The 25,745-nt window shown below is 57.1% G+C and carries 20 protein-coding genes; 1 reads left to right on the top strand and 19 read right to left on the bottom strand.

The features are described from left to right. Positions 1-43 precede the first annotated feature (43 nt). Entirely contained in the window at positions 44-1,183 is a 1,140-nt protein-coding gene (locus tag F6R98_RS02845) for a beta-ribofuranosylaminobenzene 5'-phosphate synthase family protein (protein ID WP_315700352.1), read from the top strand. On the opposite strand, the gene speD is transcribed toward F6R98_RS02845, so the two are convergent. The 19 genes from speD to F6R98_RS02750 form a co-directional block, all read right to left on the bottom strand. Then, positions 1,173-1,970, bottom strand: a complete 798-nt coding sequence (gene speD / locus F6R98_RS02840) for an adenosylmethionine decarboxylase (RefSeq protein WP_153247676.1) — start codon at positions 1,968-1,970, stop codon at positions 1,173-1,175. The two genes, F6R98_RS02845 and speD, sit on opposite strands and share 11 nt — an antisense overlap. A gap of 157 nt (positions 1,971-2,127) precedes the next feature. Beyond that, positions 2,128-2,544 carry an OsmC family protein gene (locus tag F6R98_RS02835; RefSeq protein WP_153247675.1) on the bottom strand — a complete coding sequence of 139 codons (417 nt, stop codon included), beginning with the start codon at positions 2,542-2,544 and terminating at the stop codon, positions 2,128-2,130. A 76-nt stretch (positions 2,545-2,620) separates the two neighbouring features. Then, on the bottom strand, positions 2,621-4,405 hold the full coding sequence (locus tag F6R98_RS02830) for a BatD family protein (protein ID WP_194270106.1): 1,785 nt from the start codon (positions 4,403-4,405) through the stop codon (positions 2,621-2,623). Beyond that, positions 4,402-6,252, bottom strand: coding sequence for a VWA domain-containing protein (locus F6R98_RS02825; protein WP_153247673.1), 1,851 nt, complete (start codon positions 6,250-6,252; stop codon positions 4,402-4,404). The genes F6R98_RS02830 and F6R98_RS02825 overlap by 4 nt, the downstream gene beginning before the upstream one ends. Further along, positions 6,249-7,238 carry a vWA domain-containing protein gene (locus F6R98_RS02820; RefSeq protein ID WP_153247672.1) on the bottom strand — a complete coding sequence of 330 codons (990 nt, stop codon included), beginning with the start codon at positions 7,236-7,238 and terminating at the stop codon, positions 6,249-6,251. The genes F6R98_RS02825 and F6R98_RS02820 overlap by 4 nt, the downstream gene beginning before the upstream one ends. Before the next feature lie 253 nt (positions 7,239-7,491). Further along, positions 7,492-9,510, bottom strand: coding sequence for an NAD-binding protein (locus tag F6R98_RS02815; protein ID WP_153247671.1), 2,019 nt, complete (start codon positions 9,508-9,510; stop codon positions 7,492-7,494). 63 nt (positions 9,511-9,573) lie between these two features. Further along, positions 9,574-12,996 carry a tetratricopeptide repeat protein gene (locus tag F6R98_RS02810; protein WP_153247670.1) on the bottom strand — a complete coding sequence of 1,141 codons (3,423 nt, stop codon included), beginning with the start codon at positions 12,994-12,996 and terminating at the stop codon, positions 9,574-9,576. 306 nt (positions 12,997-13,302) lie between these two features. Beyond that, complete coding sequence (locus F6R98_RS02805) at positions 13,303-13,569, bottom strand: F0F1 ATP synthase subunit C (RefSeq protein WP_153247669.1); 267 nt, start codon at positions 13,567-13,569, stop codon at positions 13,303-13,305. Further along, on the bottom strand, positions 13,566-14,243 hold the full coding sequence (locus F6R98_RS02800; RefSeq protein WP_153247668.1) for a F0F1 ATP synthase subunit A: 678 nt from the start codon (positions 14,241-14,243) through the stop codon (positions 13,566-13,568). The genes F6R98_RS02805 and F6R98_RS02800 overlap by 4 nt, the downstream gene beginning before the upstream one ends. After that, the gene (locus tag F6R98_RS02795) at positions 14,240-14,515 is read right to left on the bottom strand and encodes an AtpZ/AtpI family protein (RefSeq protein WP_153247667.1); all 276 of its coding nucleotides are present in this window, start codon (positions 14,513-14,515) and stop codon (positions 14,240-14,242) included. Before F6R98_RS02795 ends, F6R98_RS02800 begins: the two co-directional genes overlap by 4 nt. Further along, positions 14,512-14,913 carry a F0F1 ATP synthase subunit epsilon gene (locus F6R98_RS02790; protein WP_153247666.1) on the bottom strand — a complete coding sequence of 134 codons (402 nt, stop codon included), beginning with the start codon at positions 14,911-14,913 and terminating at the stop codon, positions 14,512-14,514. Before F6R98_RS02790 ends, F6R98_RS02795 begins: the two co-directional genes overlap by 4 nt. Continuing rightward, positions 14,910-16,277 carry a F0F1 ATP synthase subunit beta gene (gene atpD / locus F6R98_RS02785; protein WP_153247665.1) on the bottom strand — a complete coding sequence of 456 codons (1,368 nt, stop codon included), beginning with the start codon at positions 16,275-16,277 and terminating at the stop codon, positions 14,910-14,912. The genes F6R98_RS02790 and atpD overlap by 4 nt, the downstream gene beginning before the upstream one ends. A gap of 119 nt (positions 16,278-16,396) precedes the next feature. Beyond that, positions 16,397-17,368 (bottom strand): protease modulator HflC, encoded by a 972-nt coding sequence (hflC, locus tag F6R98_RS02780; RefSeq protein ID WP_153247664.1) that lies wholly within the window; start codon positions 17,366-17,368, stop codon positions 16,397-16,399. After that, on the bottom strand, positions 17,365-18,342 hold the full coding sequence (gene hflK / locus F6R98_RS02775; RefSeq protein WP_228125059.1) for an FtsH protease activity modulator HflK: 978 nt from the start codon (positions 18,340-18,342) through the stop codon (positions 17,365-17,367). Before hflK ends, hflC begins: the two co-directional genes overlap by 4 nt. 56 nt (positions 18,343-18,398) lie before the next feature. Continuing rightward, on the bottom strand, positions 18,399-18,917 hold the full coding sequence (locus F6R98_RS02770) for a Uma2 family endonuclease (protein ID WP_320412155.1): 519 nt from the start codon (positions 18,915-18,917) through the stop codon (positions 18,399-18,401). A gap of 221 nt (positions 18,918-19,138) precedes the next feature. Further along, on the bottom strand, positions 19,139-19,909 hold the full coding sequence (gene xth / locus F6R98_RS02765; protein ID WP_153247662.1) for an exodeoxyribonuclease III: 771 nt from the start codon (positions 19,907-19,909) through the stop codon (positions 19,139-19,141). Positions 19,910-20,004: 95 nt separating this feature from the next. Continuing rightward, positions 20,005-21,576 carry an efflux transporter outer membrane subunit gene (locus F6R98_RS02760; protein WP_153247661.1) on the bottom strand — a complete coding sequence of 524 codons (1,572 nt, stop codon included), beginning with the start codon at positions 21,574-21,576 and terminating at the stop codon, positions 20,005-20,007. Next, on the bottom strand, positions 21,573-24,632 hold the full coding sequence (locus F6R98_RS02755) for an efflux RND transporter permease subunit (protein WP_153247660.1): 3,060 nt from the start codon (positions 24,630-24,632) through the stop codon (positions 21,573-21,575). Before F6R98_RS02755 ends, F6R98_RS02760 begins: the two co-directional genes overlap by 4 nt. Then, on the bottom strand, positions 24,629-25,738 hold the full coding sequence (locus F6R98_RS02750; protein WP_153247659.1) for an efflux RND transporter periplasmic adaptor subunit: 1,110 nt from the start codon (positions 25,736-25,738) through the stop codon (positions 24,629-24,631). Before F6R98_RS02750 ends, F6R98_RS02755 begins: the two co-directional genes overlap by 4 nt. Positions 25,739-25,745 lie beyond the last annotated feature (7 nt).

Below are 25,745 nucleotides of genomic sequence, written 5' to 3'. Positions count from 1 at the left end.
TTCCCCGTACAAAAAATGGATTTGCGCGCAAGCGCCGACCAGCATGAGCGATTCGCAGCTATACGAAACGGCAAATCTGCCGGAGCGGACAGGACTTAAAAAACGGATAGACAACCATCCAATTCGACAAAGCGGCACGCATGCAATAGGATACGCAGCCAACGTCATCAATCACCAGCACACCGTCACCTTTTCAATGTCCGCCAGCCATTTATCCAGCCCGCACCGCCAGATCAGCGTCACTGCTCCTGCACGCCTGCACATGGGATTTCTTGACCTGAACGGTTCGCTTGGACGACGGTTCGGCAGTATCGGCGTTGCCGTCAACGAGCTTGCTACGCGTCTGCTTATTTCCGGCTCTGACTCCGGGCTGCAAGCCGAAGGCCCCCAGGCGAACAGCGCGCTTAAAAGCGCGCGGCTGTTTTGCGATGCGCTGGGTACAGACCATAACGTACACATACGCATTGAAGAGGCCATCCCAGGACATATCGGACTGGGATCGGGTACCCAGCTCGCGCTCGCCGTGGGCGCAGGACTGGCGGCGTATTTCGGTCTGCAGCTAAGCGTCCGCGAAATCGCGCGCGCGGTAGGCCGAGGCGCGCGCTCCGGCATCGGCATTGCCGTTTTCGAGCAGGGGGGATTCATCGTAGACGGCGGACGAGGCTCGCTGACCGAAACGCCGCCGGTGATCTCACGGATCAACGTGCCGGAGGAATGGCGCATTATTCTGTTGTTCGATGCTCGTGGACAAGGCCTGCACGGCGCACAGGAAATCGATGCCTTCCGGAAGCTGCCTCCTTTTCCGGCCGGCGAAACCGCGCGGCTCTGTCATCGCGTGCTGATGCAGGCGTTGCCGGCAATTGCGGAGGCGGATCTTCCCGGCTTCGGCGCGGTAATCACCGATCTGCAAAAAAGCGTAGGCGATCACTTCGCGTCCGTTCAAGGAGGGAGATTCACCAGCCCGGAAGTAGGCGACGCACTGGACTGGCTGGCAGGGCAAGGCGCTGCCGGCCTGGGCCAGAGCTCATGGGGCCCCACCGGCTTTTGTCTGGTTGAAAACAACGCCCTCGCCACGAAGCTGATGGATAGCGCCCGCGCCCGCTATCCGATGCTCTCGCTGATGTTATCTACTGCCCGGAATCAGGGCGCAGAGGTTGTATTTACTCAAGCCGTCAGCGCCTGAGCTTGTAGTTGCGCCCGTAGAAAATCTCCGCCATTTCCTGCTTGAGGCGTTTCTGAATGGCGATTCGTTCGGCGGCGTCCAGCGCATCCTTGGCGGTCTCGAACAGATAATTATCGAGATCGAAATCCTTCAGTATCATCTTGGTGTGAAAGATATTTTCCTGGTACACATTCACATCGATCATCTGATAACGATCGGCGGTCACGTCCGCGATATAGTTCTGGATAGAGGTAATCTCGTGATCGATGTAATGTTTCTGCCCGCTGATATCCCGCGTAAAGCCGCGCACGCGGTAGTCCATGATAACGATATCGGAATCGAAACTCCTGATCAGGAAGTTCAGCGCCTTAAGCGGAGAGATACGCCCGCAGGTCGAAACGTCTATATCGGCGCGGAAGGTGCTGATACCGTTGTGCGGATGACTTTCCGGGTAGGTATGGACGGTAATATGGCTTTTATCAAGATGCGCGACCACTGCATCAGGCAAAGGCCCGGGGCCTTCGGCATTGCTGATCGCATTCGGCATGAAATCGCCTTCCGATATCAGCATCGTTACGCTGGCGCCCTGCGGCTCGTAATCCTGGCGTGCGATGTTCAGAATTTCGGCTCCGATTATATCGGTCACGCTGGTCAATATCTGCGTCAGACGTCCGGCGTTATACGCCTCGTCGATGTACTCGATGTAATGACGCTGCTGCTCCTCCGACTTTGCATAGCAAATATCGTAGATATTGAAACTTAACGACTTGGTTAAGTTATTGAAACCGTGTAACTGCAATTTTTCCATCAACAAAAATACCGTGAACCTGGAGAAGCTCTGATTTACTCGAACTTACCCATGTAAATCCGAACAAAACAACAACTTGTTTATCATAGTTGTCGGGAAAAACGTACAATCAGTGTTTCCCGCGCTTTACTGCATGTCAGCGGACCGGAAGAGCCCGCTAAACCTCTACAATTTCATAATCATGCGTTATTTCAGCAGTCTTGCCCAGCATGATCGACGCCGAGCAATACTTCTCCGCCGATAAATCGACCGCGCGTTTCACAACCGCATCGGTAAGCCCTTTGCCGCTGACCAGATAACGTATATGAATACGGGTAAAAACCTTGGGGTCGGTTTCGGCGCGTTCCGCTTCCAAAACCAACTCGCAGCCGCGGATATCATGACGCCCTTTTTTCAGAATGTGAACCACGTCATAAGCGGTACACCCCCCCATGCCGACCAGCAGCGCTTCCATAGGACGCGGCCCCAGATTTTCGCCTCCATTCTCCGGCGCCCCATCCATGACCAGCGTATGCCCGCTGCCGGACTCGCCCAAAAACTTGGACTTTTCAACCCACAAAACCCGTGCTTTCATTAGTTTACCCGAACCACGAAAAATGCGGCCCATGTTAACACACAAACCCGGAAAGCCGGAGCAATAGATGTGATTTTCACAAGTGCAACGGCGCCAATTCGTCCTTCGCGCGGCCAGCCGCTTTGTGCGCGGATTTGATCTGCAGATGAACGGATTCGAATGCTTTCCAGAATTCAGCGCCCTGCCAGGACGCATCGTTTTTTGCATACAAACAACGGTCAAGCTGTTCCAACTCCGCAGCCAGCCCGCTCAGATAAGGCACGCGCTCTGCATCGGGTTGTTTCCCGATCCATATCTGCCAGGCATGCCGCGCCGCCGGCGCATCGTTGCCGGAACAGGCGCGCTTCAACGCATCCACGGCATTATCGCTGATATGTATCACATCGCCTTTCAGTACCGGTGTGCTTTTTTGAGATTCACTCGCGCTCGCGGACTTTCGATGCCTGAACCTTAAAGCCCGGATAGCTATCCCCGCCAAAGTCGCAATCCACCCCGCCCCGAACAGCATGGCCAGCGGAAACCAGATAACGGCATCCGATTCCTGGCGAACGGCAGCCGCCGCGCCCGCATCCTCCGGAGTTTGCGCGGCAACCGGCGGCAATGCCTGAGCTTGCTGCGGCGCAGCCGGCTGAGCGGCCGCACCGGTTCCTGTTACCGTCAAGGTCTGCTCCGGAGCCCTTGCCGTTTCAAGCTTGCCGGTCTTGACATTCCACCATGGAATTTCTATCGCCGGGATATGATACTCGCCGGCTTTTTCCGGCACGAACACGATTTTTTCCTGACGTACGCTGACGATGCCCTGACTCTGCTTTTCCTCGTTCAGTACCGGCTGGTCGGGATAGCTGCGAATCGCGTCGGCACCGGCCGGGGCGGAGTTCAACTCTGGCAGCAAACCGATCGAAGTACCTCGCGCGCGCAGGATCAAGGTGCGTGTTATCGGCTCCCCGGCCTTGGCCTGCTTCAAATCCTGCGACCAGGCATCGTCCAATACCAGCTGCTCCGACGGCAGCCAGTGCTTGCCGCTAAATGCTGCGGGAACAGGTTTCACATCCAGTTCGACCGCTTCGGAATTGATGCGTTCAATCCGCGTCTGCGGAGCGCCGAAAAAACCGAAACGCGAACCGCCGCCTTCCAACACCTGCGCTTCCAGATGTATAGGCGGTATGGTCAGGCGTCCGCTCTTCTGCGGAAATACGGCGTAAGCGCGTTCGATGATTTCATAGCTCAAACCGTCGCGCGTCGCCTGATAGTGTTTGTCGTCGCCCAGACGCTCTATCAGCGCATCCTGCAATTGCGGCTCGCTTAAATCGGCTGAGGCGAAGTCCACGCGCCGCAAAACCTTGACGGTATAAATCAGTTGCGACTGCACATAGGGGTTGCGCGTGCTTGCATTGACTTCCACCAGCAAATCGGCCGTATTCGCCGCTCCCATTCTGCCTGAGCCGCTGGAACCGCTTTCCACCAGCAAGGCCACCGGCTCGCTGCGATCGCGCCCGAATTGAACAGACGGAATGCCCAGCTCCCCGGCCCGGCGCGGCACCAGCGTTAAACGCCATTGCAGCATACGGCTGTAATGACCGTTATTGATAGACATCTGACTGCCGTGGCTCTGATTGACGATCTCGAAATTCTGTTCCAGTTCGTGAAAGTCGGGTTCGCCGTCTACCGATGATTCCGCGCTGTATTCCAATGTAAACGACTCGTTCATCTGGACCGGATTGCGGTCCAGGCGCACCCGTATTTCGGTTGCGCCTGCGGCGGACAGACTGACGAATAAAAGTATCGACGCAGCAAGCAAAAGCCGGTTTGCCGAAAAGCGAGTTGTCGAAGCCGAATTTGACGGGAAGTAAGCCTGTTTCATCGCTGCTGTTGCTGTCTCTGCTGGTATTGATATTGGAACTTGCGCTTCAGTAAACCGGCAGGATCGTCGGGTATGCGCCGCAACCATTGCTCCGTCGCCTGTTGATCTTCGGCGCCGGGTTGTTGCATTGCCGCCTTGTCGCCCTGTTGGTCCTGTTCCGACTCTTGCGGTCTACCCTGTTCAGGCTGTTTTTCGCTTTTATCCTGCGCGGAAGCGGGTGCGTTCCGCTCTCCGGCCTGATCGGGCGATTGCCTCTCATTCCGATTCGCCTGTTCGCCGCTTTTTCCGTCCTTGTCGGCATCGTCCCCGGCGTTTTCGTTCTGTTTGTTTTCGCCTTGCGAGGAATCGTCCTGCTTTCCTGCATCCTGCTGTTTATCGTCCTGCTGCTTTTGGTCCTGCTGGGCTCCCTGCTGCGGTTTCTGGTCTTGCCGGTCGGAACCGGATTTATCCTGCTTTTGCTGTTCCTTTTGATCTTTTTGCTGTTCCTGCAGTTTCTTTTCCACCAGATCGCGGTTGTAACGGGCATCGGCATCGTCAGGATGTTTTTTCAGCGCCTGATCGTACGCGGCCAACGCTTCCTGATATTTACCCTCCTTCGCCAGCGCGTTGCCGCGATTATAGGCCGCATCGGCGCCTTCCGCACCGTTCAGAACCTCGGCAGCTTCGCCGTAACGGTTGGCCCGATACAGCGCCGCGCTCTTCCAGGCCGGATCGTGAAATTTATCCGCCGCCTGCTCGTTCTGTCCGGCTTCCATCGCCGCGCGTCCCTGCTGATCCGGCGTCTGCCATAAATCGCGCCACTCGAACGCCTGCGCCGGTTCCGGGGTATAAATCAACACAGCCAGAGCTATCGACAGCAAACCGCGCCGGAACCCAAGAACCGACAGCAGCAAAACGATCGGCAGCAGCCAGGGGCCGCGATCCAGCCACAACGCCATTTTCAGCGCTTCGCTGCTCATGGCGCCGGACGCGCGCGCGCCGGCTTCGAAATAGCGCGTCAGCGCCGTCAAATCCGAGTTGTCCGATGTTGCGCTCCGATACTGACCGCCGCCATCCGCAGCCAGCTTCTGCAGCGCAGGCGCGGCCAGCCGCGAAATTACCGTGGCTCCCTTGCCGTCCTGCAAAAACCCTCCTTCCGGCAGCGGCACCGGCGCTCCGGCCTCGGTGCCGACGCCGAGCACCGACAAACGATAGCCTTTGGCGCGCAACTGTTCGGCGGCCGGACTGCCGTGGGTCAGATTGACGCCGCTGGTGATCAGCAGCACGTCGCCGCGCACAAAGCCGGATTGTTCCAACAGCTGCGCGCCACGCTCCAGCGCCAGATCGGCGCGGCTGCCCTGGGTCGGCAGCAAATCGGTGTTCAATGCGGCGAGTTGGGAAATTATGGTTTCCCGGTCGTCGGTCAGCGGCGTAACCGTATAGGCTTCTCCGGAATACACCACCAAAGCCGAATAACCGTCCTTGCGCTGCTTCAGCAGATCGGTGATTTTGAAACGCGCCCGCTCCAGACGGCTCGGTTTCAGATCGGCGGCTCCCATGGTGCGGGAAAGATCGAGCACTATCACCAGCGCTGTGTTATTGCGAAACACCGGGGACGGCAGACGCTCCCATGCCGGACCGGCCAGCGCCAGCACCGCCAGAAAGCCCGCCAGCGTAAAAACCGGCAACGACCAGCGGCTGTCGCGCCCGCTCTCCGTCGTATCCAGAATGTGCGGCAGCAATGCCGCGTCGCACCAGCGCGTCCAGGCGCCGGCATCGCGCCGATGCGAGACACTGCGCCAGCAGAACCAGGCCAGCGGCAGCAGGCCGAGCAGAAACCAGGGGCGGATAAAATGAAACGCGGTCATGTTTTAACGGCTCCCCATTGCAACAGTCCTGCGGCAATCAACAACGCAACCCCTAGAAACCACGGGAACAACTCTTCGCGCGGGCGGTAAGAACGCTGTTCCTTGACCGCCGGCTCCAGTTCGTCCAGCAACTGGTAGATCTGTCCCAGCTCCGCGGTATCGCGCGCGCGGAAATAGCGCCCGCCGGTTTTGTCGGCCAATGCGCGCATGGTGTCTTCATCCAGATCAGAGGACGGATTGACGCGACGCGTGCCGAAAAAATCGCGCACCAGCATCACATCGGCCCCGACGCCGATACTGTAGATTTTCAGTTTTTCCCTGGCAGCCAGTTCGGCGGCCTGCAGCGGCGAAACCACGCCTGCGGTATTCGCTCCATCGGTCAATAATATCAATACACGCTGATTTTCCGGGTTGTCGCGCAAGCGTTTGACCGCCAGCCCGATCGCGTCGCCGATGGCGGTCTTTTCTCCGGCCAGACCGATCGCCGACTCGTCCAGCAGGGTATGCACGGTTTTACGGTCGAAGGTCAAAGGAGCCTGTAGATAGGCGTGATCGCCGAACAATATCAATCCGATGCGGTCGCCGACGCGGCGCTCGATAAACTGCCCCGCCACCGCCTTGGTCGCGGTCAAGCGGTCCACTTGCTGGTTGCCCAGCTTGAAGTCGGCAATTTCCATACTGCCGGACAAATCGACCGCCATCAGCAAATCGCGCCCGCTCACCGCCTGCTCGACCGGGTCGCCCAGCCACTGCGGACGCGCGCTCGCCGTCACCAGCAATACCCAGGCAAGTACCGCCAGCCACAAACGCCATTCATGAGACAGCTTCGGCTGTAACGTTTCGGCGCCTGGCAGCGCTTCGAGCTCGTCAAGAAAAGGCACGCGCAAGGAGGCGCGCGCCGCGCCGCTATACGGCGGCGCGAACCGGCGTACCAGCCACGGCAGCGGCAAGGCTAGAAAAAACCAGGGACTGGCGAATTCAAACATGCGTTGAGATTAGTAAGCAGGTGAGGCTCTGAACAGGAAACACAATCAAGGTCACAAATACCAAGCACTGATTGAGGTGAGAACTTTGGTGTATTTTGATTGGAAAATCATTTCATGTCCACGCGAAGAAGGATACGCACCGCGTACCCTGCGAGTTAAGCTAACAATTGCCGGCCACCAAGCCGACATGAAATAAGGTTGAATACGAGAACTGTGCTCCGCAATACCCCCTATTCCGTTTTCTCCCTGCCGGCTACCTGCTGTTTTCAGCGCTTCTCAAACGCAAAGCCGTCAATGACACGTCGATGATGTCTTCATCCTTGGCCCGCTCGGTTGAAGACAGATTTTCTTTCAGCAGGGAGGCATTAATGCGCAGGCTTCGATCCAGCTCCTTTCCAAATTTCTTTTGTTCGTCTTCTTCTTCAGGGCGACTGCCATGCGCAAATCCGTTCATGAACATAAACGCCCGGTAGCGCAGCTGCTCCATCGCTATCAAGTCGTCCCGATGCAGCTCCATCAGCTTCCGGTCATCATCTGAAATAGCAGCCGTACCTTTAAACACACAATCTGCAACCTTCTTCGCGTCAATACCAGAGTAACGGGCCTTGATCGCCAAATGATCTGCCAGTTCACGATTTGATTCCTTCAGGAAAAACTTTTTCTGCACCCACGCCAGCTCATCTATTTTCCGGCGCTGCACATAGGCGGAATCAAAGCCTTTGGCAAGCTCATCGGCACGGTCGTCCGCAACCGTATTGGCAAATACGCTATCAATAGACACCTCTTCAATGCGATAAGACAGCACATTTAAAACAGCAACATCTGCGCCATCGCCGATACCCAGAACCGATGGGCTTTGCACGGCGAGTATAAGACGTTGCCTGCTCTCTTTTTCACCCATTAACGTGTCATGGCTGCATAATGCCGCCTGCAAATCGCGGGCTTCGGCCAGATTGCGGACAGCCGATTCGTGGCACACGTAAATCACCGATGGCCGTCGTGCGCCGCAAACATGGTCAAGAGCGCCGCCCCGGATCGCGTGCGCCGCAGGCGAATCCAGAATGTCTATTTTGATCGGCGGCAACACGCGATCGAAATATATCTGAGAGATATCAGCCGGAGCCCCCCAAAACTGGCGGCGGTCGAAGCCGGTTTCCAGAGCGGGATAGATGGCGGCAATTTCCGCGTAGGCTTTGTCCACCCCTTCGCCGGCCCAAACCAGTTGCAGCTTCCCCTGGGGAGAAAACACGCCGATGCGGGCCAGCCGCAGCACCAGCGCCTTTGCAGCTGCCGATGCGCCGGTCACCATCACCATTTGAGCAATAGGCCCTTCGCGGTCGGTGGCTGCATAAAGGTCGGGGGCATATGCATTGACGACGCCGCGTGCGGCGATATCGATAGGACTGCAGGGGCGAATATCCAGACCCGTATTCAGGTTAAACGCCTTGAGTCCCACCCAATCGGCAATAAGCCGCTGCATGTTGTTCGTTTCTGTACGAAGGAAAACTTTTACGTTTTTGTTTTGTAGCTGCTGAGTTATTTTTTCCAGTATTCTCAGATTGTCGCGCTCACTGGGCAGTAGCAAATAGACGCATTTGGCGCTTTCCATGTTGGCCTTATTTACAATCGGGACATGCAATGCGTCATAGCGCAGCAGAATGGAATTGGCCACCGGGATCGCTGGAGAGCCCGGCAAATCTATCCCTACCACTGTGCGCCCGTTTTTACCCAGCTCTTTCGCCAATGCCTGCCCAAACGCGCCATAGCCGACAATCACATGATGATGATTCAGCGTGGCGACCTCCCTGGTTTGCAAGAACGGAACCAAGCGCTCACGGAAAAGTGCGCCGAAAAAAGCGATGGAAGCAAAAAACGGGAGAGCGAACAGCGGCAGGTACAGCCCGTATCGCAGCAGAGTCTCCTGCACATCGTCCACACGCTTGTTTAGTACTATGAATTGCAGCGAATACAAAAAGCCATGGATCAATCGCGAAGGCACGCTACCCTTTAACGCTGCAAACCACAGCAAGGTCGAAACCAGCAACAAACCAGCAATGATATACAGCCCATGACGCTCGACCCAATCAACGGCTTTGTCAACGCTTTGCCAGCAGCGTAAGCTACGATTGGATACAGTTTCCCTGACTGCGCGGAACAGCGGCGAAGTCATTGTCCACATAAACTGCCAACGGGTGAATGATTTTTCTCCCACGTTTGCCCTGATGACATCTGCAAGCCGGGAAGTAATGTTTAACGGAATTTTTACTTTCATTCGATCACCTGATTGATTGGTTGCTCAAAGCTGAATAGTTGCCTGATAGGCTTTAACCGCGCGTTAACGCTGCTTCTCCTCCTCCTGTTGTTTATCTGCTGCCACGATAGAGGCAATTTGTCCTTGCGCAATTTCCAATGCCTGCCGCCACTGAACCTGATCCGGCGCGCGTGCGCAGAGCGGTTTGAAAATGGTAAGCGCGGCGCGATAATGCTTCAGCGCGTCGGCAGGCTTGTCCATCAACCGTAACAGCACGCCCAGCTTGTCATGACTGAAAGCCAGATCGCTTTGCCATTCGGCATTGGCCGGATCCTGCTTCGCCAGCTTTTCGGCAATGGCAAGGCTCGCCCGGTAACTTCCCAGCGCTCCATCCAGAAAACCTTGCAAGCGCTGCACGTCGCCGAGGTTGCCGTAACTGATGGAAAGATCGCGTTGCCATTGGGCATTGCTTCCGTCCTGCTTCGCCAGTTTTTCGCTAATGTTCAGACTGGACTTGTAGCTGAGCAGCGCGCCGGGCAGATCGCCCCGCGCACTCTGGACATCGCCGATTTTGTTGTAACTGAGCGAAAGGTCGCGGCGCCACACTACATTGGCAGGGTCCTGCGCCGCCAGTTTTTCGCTGATGGCCAAGCTGGCCCGGTAACTGGTCAGTCCCCCCGCCCAGTCGCTCTGCGCGCTCTGCACGTCGCCGATTCGGCTGTAACTGACTGAAAGATCGCGCTCCAGGCCGGCATTGGCTGGCTCTTGCACAGCCAGCCTCTTGCTGATCATCAGTCCGGCTCTGTAGCTGCCCAGCGCCGCAGACAAATCGCCCCGCGCATGCTCCACGTCGCCTATTTTGTTATAACCCAGCGCAAGGTCGCGTTGCAGGCCGGCATTGGCTGAATCATGCGCCGCCAGCTTTTCAATGATATTCAGGCCGACGCGGTGGCTGGTCAGAGCTGCGGACAAATCGCCCTGCGCGCTCTGCACGTCGCCGATTTTGTTGTAACTGAACGAAAGATCGCGCTGCCATGCGTCATTGGCAGAATCTTGCGCCGCCAGCTTTTCAAAAACGACATGGCTGGATAGATAGCTTTCCAATGCCCCCTTCAAATCTCCCAAGGCCAGGCGTTGATTGCCTCGCTTATCCAGATTCACTGCTTTTTCGTGCTCGCTTTCTGTGGTCTCGCCCTGCAATGTATCGATGCGTTGCAGCAACTCTGCGTTTTGCTCGAATGTTTCCTGCAGTATCTGCAAGGTGCCGGGTACGGTGGCGAGCCGTTCAGGCAGTTGATAGGTCAATCGTTTGACCACCTGCATCGCAAGATGCTCAGCTGTTTGCGCTTTTTCCCGCTCCTGTATCGCCAGATCCGCCGCAATCTGCGCTTTTTTACGCTCATGGTAATTGCCCCAGCCAAAGCCGCCCGCCAGCAGCAAAAACGCTGACACGGCGCCCGCCTGTGTCAGGATTTTCATGCGCCGCCTGCGCCTGATATGTTTCAGCGACAAGTTCAGATATGTTGCAGGTAGCTCCGCCAGCTTCACCCAAGGCAATTCCAGTAATCGTCTGGCGTCCTGTTCCTGCTTGCCGGGGTTGAGCAGATATCCCGAGTCATGACCGGCGTCGCGCCAGCCGGCGGCTAGTTCTTCCAGACGCGAACGGATCGCAAGCAGCTCGGAGTCTTCGTCGATCCAATTTGCCAGGCGTTTCCATGAACGCAACAGTGCGGCATGAGCAATTTCTACCGAGCCGTCTTTGCTGCTCACCAGCAGGCGAGCTTGATCAATAAAACGCTCCAGAATCTGGGCGCTCAGCGGATCGGCAGCCAACTCGGCGCGGTTCGCACGGCGAGCCATAGCCTGCCCATGATTGAGCTCCACCAATTGCCGGAATAAGTCGCGCACCTTAAGCAACGCGGACTTGCCTAAAGGTTCGAGTACGGTTTCAGCAGCAGTGGCTACCGCGCCTTCAAGACCGTCCAACGCTTCGAAGTCGGCGAAACTCAACAACTTTCCGCCGCGCCGACGAGCGCACAGGTAAAGCGCATTCAATGTAAACTCAAGCAGCGGCAAAGCATTGCGATTGGCGGTGGCGCTTTCCATCAACAATGCGTCAAGCCGCTGCCCGGCGCGACTTTCAAAATCCATGCCGACAGCCAGTGCCGGGTAACGGATCATTTCCGCCAATTCCGTTTCATTCGGCGCTTGTAAATCGTATTGGCCTGCACCGGTTTTCAGTGCGCTCAACAGTGGATCGGCAGCGGCTTGCGGGTAGAATTCGTCACGCATTGCAGCAGCGACCCAGACAGCGCCGCTGGCCGCCAACGCTCCCAGCGCCGCCAGCAATTCGTCGCGCTGTACGGATTCGAAACGGAATATTTCTTCCATTTGATCCACCACCAGCAGCAATCTCACCACTGGCGGATAATTCCAGCGGCGCTGCAGCCGCAGTGTCTCTCCGGCTTGGTCGAGCGCCAGAGCCAGCGGTCCGGCCAAGCCTTCGGGATGCGCGCGTAGCTGCGCGGCGAGCGCGTCGACTGTGCCGAATCCGGCAGTACCCAGTTCGGGCAGCGCCTTGTCTTCCAGTAAGTGCGCTGAGAGACTGTGCAGCAAATCGCCGTTTTCGGCTTCGGTGGGCCGGCATACCGTATAACGCCAGTGATCCACTCCTCGCGCGCGGTGTTCCACGACCAGCGCATGCAGTATGCCCGCTCGCAGCAACGAGGACTTGCCAACGCCGCTGGCCCCGAATACCAGCACAAACGCATGTCCCGCGTCGGCCTGCGTTTGTAACTGACCCAATAGCGCATGCAGTGCTGCGGCTCGTCCATGAAACACCAGCGCATGTTCCAGCCCGAAATAAGACAGGCCTCGATAAGGCGAGATGTCCGGGCTCCAGGCCGCCAGCTCGGCGCTTTCCTTCTGGTATTGCGGACAGCGTGCGCGCAAAACCGCTTCCAGATGTTGCGCAAACATCCGCTCAAACTCATCGGCGTCTGCAAAGCCGTTGAAGCCGGCCTTGAAATGATCGTCGGCGCCGCCCAGCCAATGCTCGAGAAAATCGTCCAGCATATCCTTCTGCCGTTCCATTTCCGCTTTGCGTTGGCGATCCGACAGCGGCGCCAACACTTCCGCTGTCTTGCGATATACCCATAAATCAGGAGACTTGCCGCTCAGCAGGTAGCCTTCCATCGCATCTTCGAATTCAAACTCGGTGCCGGACCGGTAAGGCGTGCCGTCGGCGCGCAGGTATTTGTCAGGCGGCAAACGCGTACCCAGCCGAGACCAGAGTATGCAAACCACCAGGTCGGTAGCGGAAGGCAGTTTGCGTATCTGATCCTGAAAATGCTGATGCGCACTTTGCGGCTGGTGTTCCCAGAAAATGGGTTCCAGCTGAAGATAACGGTCGAATTTATGCTGCAACGAGTGAATTACCCGCGCGGCGCGGCAGCGCTCGTCGTCCACATCACCCGGTGAGGAGATAAATATAGAAAATGTATTCATGTTTTCAGCGCCTCTTTATTAAACTGGTAACAGAATTGCATTTGCTGATATTTATCCTGATTGATATGTCGACAGTTTTCGGGTGCGAAGTCAAGAATGGGGTTAAAAATAGCTTCCAGGTATCGTTTCCAGCCTTTCTGGCGGATGCATTCCAGCACACCCGGTCATGAAAATTATTGCCAGCCAAATCTCAAGTAGTTTTTTGCCGCAATTCGTAGTCCACGAGCGATATTGATGTGGCTACTACGCTGAACCGGACACACGGATGTCCTCGTTTGATACACCGCTAGGAAACAGATGAAAACGTTATTTCAAAAAATACTCCAGCAACGGATTCCTGAACAGCACGATCAACGCGATGACCAGACAATAAATCGCCAGCGATTCGATCATCGCCAGACCGACGAACAAGGTCCGGGTTATGGTTTTCTCCGCTTCGGGCTGGCGCGCCAGGGCTTCCAGAGCGGCGGCTATCGCGCGTCCCATCGCGATGGCCGGCATCATCGTGCCCAGCGCGATCACCAGACCGGCAACGGCGGTCGATACCAAAGTGAATAAATGCAGGTCGTTCATGGTTTGTTCTCCGCTGGTGTTTCCGTATCGTTTTGTTCCATGGCGCCGGCGATATAAATCAGCGCCAGCATGCCGAAAATATAGGCCTGCACGATGGCTTCGATCACATGCAGCATCAGCAGCGGCACCGGCACCAGAAAGCCAGCGATCAGCAGCACCAGCAGCGCGGCCATTTCCAGGCTCATCATGTTGCCGAACAAACGGATGGCCAGCGCCAGGGTGCGGGTCAATTCGCTGACGACATGGAACGGCAGCAGTATCACGCTCGGTTCGGTGTAATGGCGCAGATGCTTGCGCAATCCGTGATCGCGTATGCCGAACCAGTGGCTGTAGGCGAAAACCAGAATCGCCAGCGCGGCGGTGGCGGATAGATCGCGCGTCGGCGCATGCAGGCCGGGTATCAAACCGATCAGGTTCGCGCTCAATACGAACAGCCATAGCGTGCCGACAAACGGCAATACCTTGCGCACCGACTGCCGCGGCAACACTTCGCCGATGGCGCTTTCAATCACAACGACCACCGTTTCGACCGCGCTTTGCCAGCGCGATGGCTGATCCCGCAGCCGCATCAGCAGCCCGAGCGCCGCGAAGCACAGCATGACTCCCCAGGTGGTGATGACGGTGGCGCTGACCGGCAGCTTCCCCAGAAGGAAAACCGTTTCGTTGCCGTTCATGTTTTGCCCCTCAAAAAATGCAGCACATTATAGATGCCGACCGCGATGCCCAGCAGGATCAGGCTCAGCGTCCAGCGCACCGAATAGCCGGGGACCAGCGTATCCAGCCAGCGCCCCAGATAGGCGCCGGCAACGAGGGGGACGGTAAACAGCAGGCCCAGAGTGCCGCCGTAAAAAAGCATGCCCGCCCAGGTCGCCGGCTTGCGTTCCTTCCGTTCCAGCCGTTCGATGTCGAGCCGGGTGCGCTCTATCAGCCTGTTGCGATGGTTCATAGCGAGCGGCCGCTTAAATCGATCAAACGACGCACCAGGGAGTGTTCGATTTCCGCCAGCGTCGCGCGCGCCTTGCGTATTTCCGAGTCGGTGCGCTCCATCGCTTCCGCCAACTGCTCGCAGATGTTGCCGCGTTCATCGCCCAGGAAATAGCGCACGGTAACGACGTTCAGCTGATTATCGGCAAAACGCAGCACCCCTCCCGGAAATGCGGCGTAGCGCCAGATGCCGGTGCTGTCGCAGAAACGCGCCAGTCCGTAGCGCAATACCGCTATCATCGGCGCATGACCGGCCAGTAAACCGAAGCTGCCGTTGTCGTCGGCGGCGATGAAATGCTTCACGTTATCGAAATGTTCGTTGCCGTGGCTGTCGAGCAGATTCAGAGCAAAGCCTTTCATTGTATCGCACCTTTCATGTAACAGTCTGCTTCGCTGAGATGATCGTACTTGCCGTTAATGAATTCTTCGCAGTCGGCTATCGTTTGCGCCAGCGCGACCCGCTCTCCGGGCATGCCGGTATGCTCGGCCACGGTGCTGAACGGCTGCGTCAGATAGCGCTGCAGACGCCGCGCGCGCTCGACGGTGCGACGGTCTTCCGGTGACAGTTCCTCTATGCCGAGCATGGCGATGATGTCTTCCAGTTCGCGGTAGCGCGACAAATGTTCGCGCACCGCGCGCGCGACGCGATAATGCCGTTCGCCGAGGATGCGGTGATCCATCATGCGGCTGCCGGAGCGCAGCGGATCGATTGCCGGATAAATGCCTTTGGCCGCCTGCTGACGCGACAATATCACCACGCTGTCCAGATGGCCCAGGATAGTCGCCACCGCCGGGTCCGACATGTCGTCGGCGGGGACATACACCGCCTGCACCGAGGTAATCGCGCCGGACCGGGTGGAAACGATGCGCTCCTGCAGCGACGCGACTTCGGTCAGCAAGGTCGGCTGATAACCGACCGTGGCCGGCATGCGCCCCAGCAAGCCGGAGATTTCGCTGCCGGCCTGCACGAAGCGGAAGATATTGTCCATCAGAAACAGGACTTCCGTGTTCAGGGTATCGCGCAGGTATTCGGCATAGGCCAGCGCGCTGTAGCCGACGTAAAAGCGCACGCCGGGCGATTCGTCCATTTGTCCGAAAACCAGCAACGCGCGCGGTAATACGCCTGCTTCGCCCATTTCCTTCCACAGCTCGTGGCCTTCGCGCATGCGCTCGCCGACGCCGGCATAAACCGACACCCCTTGCATCGCGTTGCTGACCGAGTGCATGAATTCCATCATCAGCACGGTTTTTCCGACCCCTGCGCCGCCGAACAATCCGGTTTTGCCGCCGCGGACGAACGGGCATAGCAGGTCTATGGCCTTGATGCCGGTTTCCAGGATGCGCGTGGACGGCAAGGTTTCGGATAACGGCGGCGGCGGCGACAGGATATTGCGATAGCTGTGCGCCGGCAGCGCTGCTCCGCCGTCAAGCGGGTCACCGAATACGTTGAGCATGCGACCGAGGCAGGACGGGTCGACCGGCACGCGCAACGGCGCGCCGCGGTCGTAAACCGGCATGCCGCGATACAGGCCGGAAACCGAATGCAATGCGATGGCTCGGATCAGACCGGGGGCCAGATGCTGGTGCACTACCAGCACATAAGGTTCATTGCCGTTAATTACGTCAAGCGCCTGACCGATAACGGGCAGTTGGTCGCAACGTACATCGACAACCGGTCCCTGCGCCGCTTCTATCCAGCCGATGGTAGCCGAACTGGCAGACATGTACGCTGCTCCTGTCAAGAGACGCTCTGTCGCTAGGCTGTTGACCGGCCTTTCCGCTCACCCTCCAGCAAGCTCGGGACGAACGGAAAAGCATTCAAGTCAACAGCATGGACAAGCTGTCAGGGGTGAGTCTTTTGTTCCATGCGCTTGAGCAGCGCAAACAAATCGCTGTTGGTCGACAACACCACTGTGGCGTCGTCGCTGATAACCTTATGATAGGTTTCCATGCTTTTTATGAAGTGGTAAAACTCGGCGGCTCCCGCCTGCTGAGTGTAGGCCCTGGCATAAATATCCGTGGCTTTGCCATCGGCCTCGCCGTGTATTTCCTGGACGCGCTTGTAGGCGTTGGACTGGATTTCATTGATGTCGCGCTCCTTGTTGCCCAGTATGCGTGCGGCTTCGCCTTCGCCCTCCGAGCGGAAACGGGCGGCAATCTGCAGCCGCTCGCTGATCATGCGCTGATAGATGCGCTCCAGAACCTGGGGGTTGTAGTTGATGCGCTTGAAGCGGATATCCAGCAGGTCGATACCGAACTCCGCCAGTTTCGGCGCGGCGGCCTCGAATATATTTTTCTCGATTTCGAGACGCCCGAACTGGATCGGTCGCAATTGGCCCAGCATGCCTATACCGGACAGCATGGATGCCATATTTTCGTCCTGTTGAGGTACGCGTCCCTTGTCGATGCGTATCATTTCAACCAGCTCATAACGCGCCACAGCAGTGCGCGTTTCGCTTCCTAGGATGTCCTCAAGGCGCGACTGCGCGCTGCGTTCGTCGTGCAGGCGCAGGAAATAACGCATCGGGTCCTTGATACGCCAGCGCGCGAAAGTATCGACCTGTATATAGGTTTTGTCCTTGGTCGGCATTTCCACAATCGGCCCATCCCAGGGTAGATAACGTTTATCCAGCAGGGCGACACGCTGGATAAACGGGATTCTGAAGTGCAGGCCGGGTTCGGTAACCGGTTGCTGCAACGGATGTCCGAATTGTGTGATAATGGCCTGCTCGGTCTGACCGACCGTGTAGGCTGAAAAATACACCAGCAGCGCAACGGCGACTGCGGCGATGACGGCGGTCTTGGCGGATTTCATTTCTTTTCCTCCAGTGCGCGAGTGGGTAGCGGCAGCATCGGCAGAATCTGCTGCACCGATTCATCGACTATGATGCTTTGTTTGGCGCGCGGCAACACATCGCCCAGCGTTTCCAGGTAGAGCCGGGTGCGAGTAATTTCGGGGGCTTTCAGGTATTGCTGCAACACCTGGGTGAACGCGGACGCATCTCCCTCGGCTTCGAGAACACGCTTGAAACGATAACCCTCCGCTTCACGGATACGCTGATCGGCTACGCCGCGCGCGCGCGGTACCGCCTTATTGTATTCGCCATTGGCGATGTTGATCGCGTTTTCCCTGTCCTGCTGGGCGCGGTTCACTTCGTTGAACGAAGGCTGGACAAGTTCGGGCGGATCGACGTTCTTGAGCTGCACCTGATTGATGAACATCCCCAGATGATAACGCTTGGACAACTCGCGCATGCGATTCAGCGCGGTTATCTCGATTTCCTCACGGCCAATGGTGATGATTTCATCCACGGTACGGTCGCCTATGACTTCGCGCATCACCGATTCCGACAGCACGCGTAGCGTTTGATCCGGGTCGCGCACATCGAAAAGATAGGTTTCCGGCTCGACGATGCGATACTGCACTACCCATTCCACCAGCGATGAATTGAGATCGCCGGTCACCATCGATTTTTCCATGTCCGGATGTTCGCCGACCTGCTCAGGGTTGGTAAAGCCGGGCGTGCCGAAGCCGAATTCCAGTTTGAGCTGACGCAGGGTAGGAACGACGATGACCCGATCGATCCCGTACGGAAGCTTGTAATGCAGGCCCGACGGCATTTTCCGGTCATATCTGCCGAAACGCAGTACCACGCCCTCGGAGTCGGCAGGTATCGTGAACCAGGATGTCCAGACGGCGGAAAAGATTAGAACGATCAAAAACAAACGCCCGATGGCAATGGGCGGTGTAGGCGGAATGATTTTCCCCCAGGGGCTGGTGCTGCTCACGTGCATCCCTCCATCATTCAATTAGGCGAAAGTAGGAAAAACCGGCATTGGCTTGATTATGCGCCGGGATTGAAAGGTAAGCAACCCGGCGGGCAGCGGTTCAGTTTCGGGGGGTGGGCTAAAAAGCCTACCGACCATGCTGCAAAGCGCAAATCCGCCCACAGTACGGCAAGATTGAGGGAAATGGCGGCGAAAGGCGCGACCGATACTTCGTTATCGTTTTCGAAGGCCTGTAACAACAGCCAGCCGTTACCGGTATTCTCGAAAATCACCAGCGTCAGCAGCACCGGCTCCACCACCAGCCAGATATATTGCACGCCGCATCGAGCGTAGAGCGGCATCCTCAGCACCCGATCCTGGCGGGCCGTACCGGGAGAAAGCACCTCGCAGACCCAGTCCGGCGCGAACTTGAACCAGGCGGTTTCCGGCAGTTTGGGCATGCGTTCGCGCCGCCAGCCGGCGATATCGGGTACCACCGCATCATCGTGCAGATGCAGTTCCGGTTCATCCAGTATCCACCAGCCGCCCGGCCCATCGCGTTCCTTATCGAACGGACTGCCAATTTCAACCCCCAATGAAGAGGGTGCGCGCGGAGCGGGCGCGGGGCAGGACGAGGCTGCGTGCAGAGTTCGCCGTTGATGATTTCCGCCGCCATATTTTCCGGCGCGTCCAGTATGTCCTGATTAAGTCGCGGGTTTGCGTTGCGGCAGAGCCATTTTGAAATCCTCCTGATCGATAGAGGTGACTTTTTACACAGTCTACAGAGCTGTTTTGTCGCGCAGGTTAAACATTAACATTATTTCAAGTCCAACTCGATCAGCACCGGCGTATGGTCGGATGGCTTTTCGAGTTTGCGCGGCGCTTTGTCTATACGGCAGGCGGTGCAATAGGGTTTGAGCGCCGAGCTGATCAGGATGTGATCGATGCGCAAGCCGAGGTTGCGGCGAAATCCGGCGGCGCGATAATCCCACCAGCTAAAACTGCTTTCCGGCTGTTCGAACAGACGGAAAGCATCGTGCAAGCCTGCTTTGAGCAAGGACTGAAAGGCGGCGCGCTCGGACGGACTGCACAGGATTTTATCGCGCCATAATGCAGGGTCGTATACGTCCGCATCCTCCGGCGCAATATTGAAATCGCCGAGCACGATCGTGTGCGGGTAGCGTTCCAGCTCGCGGCGGATAAATTCGCTGATTTTTGCCAGCCAGTCCATTTTGTATGCGAATTTTTCCGATCCGACTTCGCTGCCGTTGGGTACGTATAGGTTGATGATACGGAACCGATCGTAGCTGGCGGCAAGGATTCTGCGTTGCGGATCGTCGAGGTTATCGGGATCGGTCAAGCGTTCAGAACCCGGATTACGGCTGAAAACCGCGACGCCGTTGTAGGTTTTTTGCCCGCTGAACAAGGCATGGTAGCCGTTGTCAGCAAATACGTTCGCGGGGAAATCCGCGTCCTGCGTCTTGGTTTCCTGTACCGCCAGGATGTCCGGTTGCTCCTGACTCAGCCAGTCGAGCACGTGGGGAAGGCGGACGCGTAACGAATTGACGTTCCAGGTGGCTATTTTCATATGTTGTAATGATTTCGCATCAGGGTTTGAGGAAGGACGGTCGCACTTGAATAGCGCCTGCTATGATAATGCAAGCGGACGCCGGTGAGTCGGCCTCAACCGCCTCCGTTCATATCCCATCCGCCACCCAGCGCCTTGTACAGCGCCACGTAGTGCGTAACCCAGGTCAGACGGCTTTGCGTCAGGTCATCCTGTATATCCTGCTGATTGCGCCGATTCTGCAGCGCCGCCTGCAATTCCGCCTCGCCCTCCCCGTACATCGACATCGAAGACTGTTCCGCAATGCGGGCATTGCTTAGCGCCAGTTCGAGACTTTGCCGGCGCTGCGTCTCGTCGTTGATCGAAACCAGCTGGTCCTCAACCTCGCGAAACGCTGTCAGCACGGTTTTTTGATAGGTGATCAGCGCTTCGCGATGTTGCGCTTCCTGATTTTCTAGGTTGGCCAACAAGCGGCCCGCCTGAAAAATGGGAATCGATACGCGCGGGCCGAAACCGTAAAAACCGTTGGTCATATTGATTAAATTAGTCACATCCTGGGTCTGAATAGCTGCAACTCCCGATAGCGTGATTTTCGGAAACAGCTCGGCGACCGCAGCGCCGATTGATGCGGATTCGGACGCGACATTGAATTCCGCCTGTCGGATATCCGGGCGACGGCGTATCACATCAGCGGGAAGGTCCAGCGGCACATTGGGCGGTTGCGGCAATTCCGCAGGCAAATGCGCCAAACGCTGTTCCAGATCGGTTGGATTCGAACCCAGCAGTATCGCAAGCGCGTGCCGTTGATTTTTGATGCGCTCATCGAGCGCCGGCAGGCTGGCCTCGATAGACGCTACCGTTGCGCGCTGGGTCTGAACCTCGGTGACCGCCGCCATGCCCGCCTCGAACAGACCGTCGGCCAGCCGGAGCTGCTCGCGTACCGTATCCTGACGCCGGCGCGCGGTTTCCATCTGCTGTTGCAAGGCGATCAGGCCGAGGTATTGCCGCGCCACTTCCGCCGTCAATGAAACCTGGGTATCGCGCCGATATTCCTGTTGCGCATTGGCGTCGGCTTCGGCGGCTTCCATGCGCCGTCTGACCCCGCCAAAAAAGTCCAGCTCCCAGCTCATTATAAAACTGCCAAAAGTCAGGTTACCCGGCTGAATCAAATTGTTGGCGCTGGAAGGAATGGTACCGATACGCTGATAGGCTCCCTGGGCATCCAACTGCGGCATGCGATCTGCGGCAGTGGCTACGGTCTGCGCGCGCGCGGCTTTCAGGCGCGCTTCGGCGACGAGTAAATCCGGGCTGCTCTCCAGCGCCATGTCCACCAGACGGTTCAGCAGCGGATCGTTAAAGCCTTTCCACCATTGGCGCAGATCCGAGCCCGGCGCTGCTGCGGCTTGCTGCCCGGTGGCGGGCTGTGGACCGTGCCACTGCGCCGGGGTCGCCACTACAGGAGTTTGGTGATCAGGGCCTACCGCGCAAGCGCTCAACAGGGAAACCAGCGATGCGAGAAAAGCCACGCGGCGTGTACATACAGCGTCCTTAGCGCTTACGCCGAACCAGCCGACGTAGAGTATCGGCAATAACAACAGAGCCAGGACCGTTGCCACCATCACACCTCCCATGACCGCCACCACTAAAAACATCAATGCAAAATAAAACATTCGCAGCACCGTTTTCATTTCACCGACTCCTTTGGCTCTATTCTGAACCAGGCGGCGTAGAGCGCCGGCAGGAACAGCAAGGTCAAAACAGTAGCCACAGTCAACCCGCCCATGATCGCGACCGCCATCGGCCCCCAGAAAACGCTTTCCGTCAGCGGAATCATCGCCAGTATCGCCGCAGCGGCAGTCAGCAGTATCGGGCGCAAGCGCCGGATGGTCGACTCGATAACCGCATCCCAGGGATGATGGCCGTCGGCAATATCATGCTCGATCTGATCCACCAGGATGACGGAGTTGCGCATGATCATGCCCGACAATGCAATCACGCCCAGGGTTGCGACAAACCCGAACGGCACATGCAGGATCAGCAGGAAGGCGGTGACGCCGATCAAACCCAGCGGCGCTGTCAGTACCACTATAATAGTGCGCTGAATGTTTTGCAGCTGCAGCATCAACAACGTAACTACCGCCAGCAGCATCACCGGCATCACCGCATTGATGGAAGCCTGCGCTTTCTGGCTGGATTCGACCGCGCCGCCCAGTTCGATACGATAGCCGTCAGGCAAACGCGCACGAATAGGCTCCAGCAACGGCTCGATCTGTGCAGTGACATCGGGAGCTTGGGCATTATCGCGGATATCGCTGCGCACGGTAAAAGTCGGATAACGATCGCGCCGCCAGATAACGCCATATTCAAAACCATAATTGAGCCGTGCCAGGTGACTCAACGGCACGGTTTTACCGCTACGCGTCGGTACCGGTACCTCGCCCAGCGCGGCAGGATTATCCCGCTCATCCAACGGCGCACGCTCCAGGACTTCGATCAATTTATCGTTTTCGCGGTACCAGGTAATAGGGTAACCCTTCAACACGTTACTGAGCAGCCCGGAAATATCCTGCGTACTGACACCAAGTATGCGCGCCTTGTCCTGATCCACATCCGCGCGAACCATTTTCGAGGGTTCGCCCCAGTCCAGATGCACATCGTGCACATGAGGATTTTGCCGCATCACCTCGGCAACGTTTTCCGCAATTTGACGTGTCTGCGCCAAATCGCGGCCGGTTACGCGGAACTGCACCGGAAAGCCCACAGGCGGACCGTTCTCCAGACGCGTCAAACGCGGACGCAAACCGGTAAGCTCGCGCTCCAGTATCGGATATAAACGACTGAATACGCGTTCGCGCGCCTCCAGATCCCTGGTCAATATCACGAGCTGCGCAAAATTGTTGTTTTCAAGACGCACATCCAGCGGCAGGTAAAAGCGCGCGCTGCCGCTGCCTACATAGCTGACCTGATTTACTATATCGGGGTCGTTTGCAAGCAAAGCCTCCACCTTCTTCACCTCGGCCTCGGTGGCGCGGATCGATGCGCCCTCAGGCAACGAAAGATCGACTAAAATCTCGGGACGGTTGGAATATGGGAAAAACTGCTGTTCGACAAAAGAAAACAGCCACAGCGACAAAATAAAGGCGGCAACGGTTATTGCTATCACCCAGCGGCGACGCAACATACAGAAGGTCAGCAGCCGCCGGAACCTCGGATAAATTCCACGCTGATAAACATCAACCGCGTGTTCGCCGGCTTTATGCATATCCGGCAGTATATGAAAACCGATCCACGGCGTAAAAACCACGGCAACGCCCCAGGAAACCAGCAGCGCTATTCCAACCACTGCAAAGATGCTGAAACAGTATTCGCCAGCGGCGGACCGCGCGAACCCGACCGGCATGAAAGCCGCAGCCGTAACCAGCGTGCCGGTCAGCATTGGGAAGGCAGTCGAAGTATAAGCAAAGGTGGCCGCCCTGAAACGATCCCAGCCCTGCTCCATTTTCACCACCATCATTTCCACCGAAATAATCGCATCGTCCACCAGCAAACCCAGCGCAATGATCAACGCACCCAAGGATATGCGCTGCAGGTCGATTCCCAGTATTTTCATACACAGAAAAGTAATCGCCAGTACGATCGGAATGCACAGCGCCACCACCAGCCCGGTGCGCACACCCAGCGCCAGAAAGCTGACGCCGAGCACAATTACCAGCGCTTCCGTCAGCGACTTCATGAATTCGCCGACAGAATGCTGCACCACGCGCGGTTGGTCAGATACCTGATGGATGTCGATTCCCAACGGCAGATGCGCGCCCAAACGCCCGACTTCGGCAGTCAGCGCCTTACCCAGCGTCAGGATATCGCCGCCTTTGCGCATCGAAACCGCCAGTCCAATCGCGTTTTGTCCCATATAACGAAAACGCGGCGTTGGCGGATCGGCGTAGTCGCGGTAAATATGGGCTATATCGGTCAGCCGGGAGGTACGTCCATTGGCCTGGATACTGATCCTGGCCAATTGCTCTTCGCTGTGAAAATCGCTGCTGACCCGCGCGTAAATGCGGTCGCTTTGCGTCTCAATGGAGCCGGAAGAGATCATTGCATTCTGCTGTTGTAGCGTATTAAAGATAATGCTGGGATCGATTCCCATGTTGGCGAGCTTGCGACGGGAAATCTCGATGAATATTTTTTCCTGCTGCACGCCCATCAAATCGACTTTTGAAACATCGGGAATGCGCAGCAATTCCTGGCGCACATCGTCCACCACGTCTTTCAGTTCGGCATGACTGAAACCTTCGGCGGTAAAGGCGTAAATGGTTCCGTAGGTATCGCCGAACTCGTCGTTAAACTCCAGCTCATCCACACCTTCCGGCAAGGTGCCGCGTATGTCGTGCATTTTTTTGCGCACCTGATACCAGACATCCGGGACATCGCGCGGCGGAGCGTAGTCTTTCAGGTTGACGAACAGCACGCTTTTCCCCGGCTTGGAATAGCTTTGTATGAAATCCAGCCACGGCGTTTCCTGGAGCTTCTTTTCCAGGCGATCGGTCACCTGCTGCTCCATTTCCAAAGCGGTCGCGCCCGGCCAGGTCGCAGTCACCACCATCGTTTTTATCGTGAAATCGGGGTCTTCGGCGCGCCCCAACGTAACGTAAGCCATCGCGCCTGCCAGTGTCAGAACTATCATCAGATAGCCGACCAGCGACTGATGATGCAGCGCCCATTCGGAAAGATTCAATCCTTTCATTTGCTTTCTACCTCGCTCACAACCTGTACTTTTTCTCCCTGCAACAGTTTGTGCACGCCGGCGCTGACTACCCGATCGCCTTCGGCAATACCGCTGCGGATATGGGCCAGGGTGCCGTCGAAACTATCCAGTTGCACCGGCTTTTTTTGCACGGTACCGCTTACAGGGTCAACGATCCATAGCGCAGCCGAATCGCCGCTTTTGTCCAATGCGGTCAACGGCACATCGGCCCAGGGTCCAGAACCGTTACGGATCAGTTCTACCGTTGCCGTCATACCGAAATGCAGCAGCTCATCTGGGTTGGTTACGCTGATTTTCGCGCTGAAGGTACGTGTCTGCGCATCGGCGGACGGCGCTATTTCGCGTATGCGCCCGCTATAAAAATGTCCGGGATAGGCCCATAAACTCACGCGCGCCTCTCCGCCCTGACGTAAATCGGCGCGCTGCCCTTCCGGAACGTTGATCAATATTTCGATCTGATCGGTGCGCGCCACGCGCACCACGGCCTGACCGGCTGTCAATACCTGCCCGGCTTCGGCTTCAACTGCTGTCACCACGCCGGACTGATCCGCGCGCAATTCGGAATATGCGGTCTGCCGCGTATTCAGACCCAATGCGGATTGCATCTGCGCTACGCGCGCTTCAGCCGCACGCAGGCTGTCCTGTCGCTGCTCATACCCGGCTTCGCTGTACAGTTTCTTTTCCAGCAAAACTTCACTGTGATGCAAGTCCCTTTGTGCCTGACTTAATTCGGCACGCGCCGCTGCCAGTTGGGCAGACGCTTCAGCCTCATTCAGACGATAATCGATCGGATCGAGCGTTGCCAGTACGTCGCCGCGCTTGACAACCGCGCCTACATCGACGCGCCGTTGCTCCAGTTTACCGCCGACACGGAAAGCCAACGGCGACTCATAGCGCGCCCGGACTTCGCCGGAATAATGCGTGGCGATAACAGCCGGCTGGTAATGCGCTACGCTAACGCGCACATAGCGCGCCGTATCCGTGAACGTTTCCGGCTTTGAACATCCCGCCGTCAGCGACGAAAGTAGTAAAAAACCGCATGCATGGCATGACAACGGCCGTGCAAACCGCGATATTGGTTTCATATTTTCC

Source organism: Candidatus Methylospira mobilis (assembly GCF_009498235.1).
Taxonomy (GTDB): domain Bacteria; phylum Pseudomonadota; class Gammaproteobacteria; order Methylococcales; family Methylococcaceae; genus Methylospira; species Methylospira mobilis.
The sequence above is the reverse complement of the archived record's forward strand: the minus strand, read 5'-3'. Positions and strand labels throughout refer to the sequence as shown.

What these genes read in the sequence shown, in the direction of transcription:
- F6R98_RS02810 (WP_153247670.1), bottom strand. Translation starts at nt 12,996, where the DNA reads ATGAATACATTTTCTATATTTATCTCCTCACCGGGTGATGTGGACGAC.
- hflC (WP_153247664.1), bottom strand. Translation starts at nt 17,368, where the DNA reads ATGAAATCCGCCAAGACCGCCGTCATCGCCGCAGTCGCCGTTGCGCTG.
- F6R98_RS02795 (WP_153247667.1), bottom strand. Translation starts at nt 14,515, where the DNA reads ATGAACCATCGCAACAGGCTGATAGAGCGCACCCGGCTCGACATCGAA.
- F6R98_RS02815 (WP_153247671.1), bottom strand. Translation starts at nt 9,510, where the DNA reads ATGAAAGTAAAAATTCCGTTAAACATTACTTCCCGGCTTGCAGATGTC.
- xth (WP_153247662.1), bottom strand. Translation starts at nt 19,909, where the DNA reads ATGAAAATAGCCACCTGGAACGTCAATTCGTTACGCGTCCGCCTTCCC.
- speD (WP_153247676.1), bottom strand. Translation starts at nt 1,970, where the DNA reads ATGGAAAAATTGCAGTTACACGGTTTCAATAACTTAACCAAGTCGTTA.
- F6R98_RS02825 (WP_153247673.1), bottom strand. Translation starts at nt 6,252, where the DNA reads ATGACCGCGTTTCATTTTATCCGCCCCTGGTTTCTGCTCGGCCTGCTG.
- F6R98_RS02830 (WP_194270106.1), bottom strand. Translation starts at nt 4,405, where the DNA reads ATGAAACAGGCTTACTTCCCGTCAAATTCGGCTTCGACAACTCGCTTT.
- F6R98_RS02835 (WP_153247675.1), bottom strand. Translation starts at nt 2,544, where the DNA reads ATGAAAGCACGGGTTTTGTGGGTTGAAAAGTCCAAGTTTTTGGGCGAG.
- F6R98_RS02805 (WP_153247669.1), bottom strand. Translation starts at nt 13,569, where the DNA reads ATGAACGACCTGCATTTATTCACTTTGGTATCGACCGCCGTTGCCGGT.
- atpD (WP_153247665.1), bottom strand. Translation starts at nt 16,277, where the DNA reads ATGTCTGCCAGTTCGGCTACCATCGGCTGGATAGAAGCGGCGCAGGGA.
- F6R98_RS02760 (WP_153247661.1), bottom strand. Translation starts at nt 21,576, where the DNA reads ATGAAAACGGTGCTGCGAATGTTTTATTTTGCATTGATGTTTTTAGTG.
- F6R98_RS02800 (WP_153247668.1), bottom strand. Translation starts at nt 14,243, where the DNA reads ATGAACGGCAACGAAACGGTTTTCCTTCTGGGGAAGCTGCCGGTCAGC.
- F6R98_RS02750 (WP_153247659.1), bottom strand. Translation starts at nt 25,738, where the DNA reads ATGAAACCAATATCGCGGTTTGCACGGCCGTTGTCATGCCATGCATGC.
- F6R98_RS02820 (WP_153247672.1), bottom strand. Translation starts at nt 7,238, where the DNA reads ATGTTTGAATTCGCCAGTCCCTGGTTTTTTCTAGCCTTGCCGCTGCCG.
- F6R98_RS02790 (WP_153247666.1), bottom strand. Translation starts at nt 14,913, where the DNA reads ATGAAAGGCTTTGCTCTGAATCTGCTCGACAGCCACGGCAACGAACAT.
- F6R98_RS02845 (WP_315700352.1), top strand. Translation starts at nt 44, where the DNA reads ATGAGCGATTCGCAGCTATACGAAACGGCAAATCTGCCGGAGCGGACA.
- F6R98_RS02755 (WP_153247660.1), bottom strand. Translation starts at nt 24,632, where the DNA reads ATGAAAGGATTGAATCTTTCCGAATGGGCGCTGCATCATCAGTCGCTG.